Below are 1,414 nucleotides of genomic sequence, written 5' to 3'. Positions count from 1 at the left end.
AACAAGGATTCCATCCGGTCCTGCCGCAACAATGATATCCTTCAAGCCCATGCAAAGAATCGGCACATCCAGCTCGTTGACCACATGCACATTTTCGCAGGCCTCGTTTAATATTCCCTTGCCAATAACCTGCTCGTCCATTGCTTCCGTCAATGTGTTCCAGGTTCCAAGATCCTTCCACTGTCCTGCATAACGCATAACTGTAATCCTTGGTTCCTTTTCAACAACAGCATAGTCAAAGCTTATCTTAGTCAATGTATCATATTTATTGTAAAGGTCATAGTAATCGTCAAACTCTATAAGCTCATGTGCCTTAGCTAACAGATATTGCAGCTTAAAGGCAAATACACCACCATTCCATAAGGCTCCCTGCTTGATGTACTCTTCTGCAGTTTTGGCATCCGGCTTTTCCTTGAACATGCTTACAGTACTGATAGCTTCCTTACCATCAGGAATTATATAACCATATTTTTCACTTGGATAGGTAGGTTCAATTCCCATCAATACCAGATTATTTTCCGGTTGCTGTGCCAACGTTGCCAGCTTTTCAAAGGCAGCAAAATAGCTGTCATCTACATATGGATCAATAGGAGAAACTACTACAGCTTCATTAGCAGGCACATGCAGCACATCATGCAGGTAGCAGGCTGCCAACGCAATAGCAGGGAAGGTATCACGACGACAAGGCTCAACAGAAATACTTACATTGTCTTCCAGCTGGTTGCTGATCGATGAACCCTGACTTTTAGATGTAGCTATCGTAATCTGTGCCTTGCTGTCCACACTCTTAATCTGCTCATAAACCCTTTGCAGCATAGAATTATGCGAACCATCAGCATTCTTGAAAATCTTAATAAACTGCTTAGACCGAATATCATTCGACAACGGCCACAGTCTTTTACCACTGCCACCAGATAATAATACTACGTTCATAATCTGCTTCTCCTTATCTATAGAAAAGGCCGCGTTCCTGTCGGACACGCGGTCTTAAAATTTTAGCGTTCCGCACGCATTTCATTGGTCAAGAAGTCATGATATGCTAAACGTATACCATCTTCCAGCTCAGTTTTATATTTCCAGCCCAGCTTTTCTGCCTTGCTTACATCTAAAAGCTTGCGCGGTGTGCCATTGGGCTTACTGGTATCCCAACGAATTTCTCCTGTATAACCAATAACCTTGGCAACAAGTTCTGTCAGCTCCTTTATCGTAAGCTCCTTACCAGTACCAGCATTTACTGTTTCATCTCCGCTATAGTTGTTCATCAAGAACACGCACAGATTAGCTAAATCATCAACATACAGGAACTCGCGCAGCGGCGAACCATCACCCCAGCAGGTTACGAACGGCAATCCCTGCTCCTTTGCTTCATGGAAACGACGAATCAACGCAGGCAGTACATGGCTATGTGTCGGAT

2 protein-coding genes are annotated in these 1,414 nt (G+C 43.7%); both read right to left on the bottom strand.

Annotation, left to right across the window (positions count from 1 at the left end; genetic code table 11):
- Positions 1-933: sugar phosphate nucleotidyltransferase (locus BN587_RS10065; RefSeq protein ID WP_044484849.1), on the bottom strand; the 933-nt coding region annotated here is incomplete at its 3' end.
- Positions 934-995: 62 nt separating this feature from the next.
- The coding region (locus BN587_RS12080) for an NAD-dependent epimerase/dehydratase family protein (protein WP_303684969.1) at positions 996-1,414 on the bottom strand (419 nt) is incomplete at its 5' end.

The organism is Phascolarctobacterium succinatutens CAG:287, from assembly GCF_000434895.1.
Taxonomy (GTDB): Bacteria; Bacillota; Negativicutes; order Acidaminococcales; family Acidaminococcaceae; genus Phascolarctobacterium_A; species Phascolarctobacterium_A succinatutens_A.
This window is presented reverse-complemented; position numbering and strand designations above follow the sequence as displayed.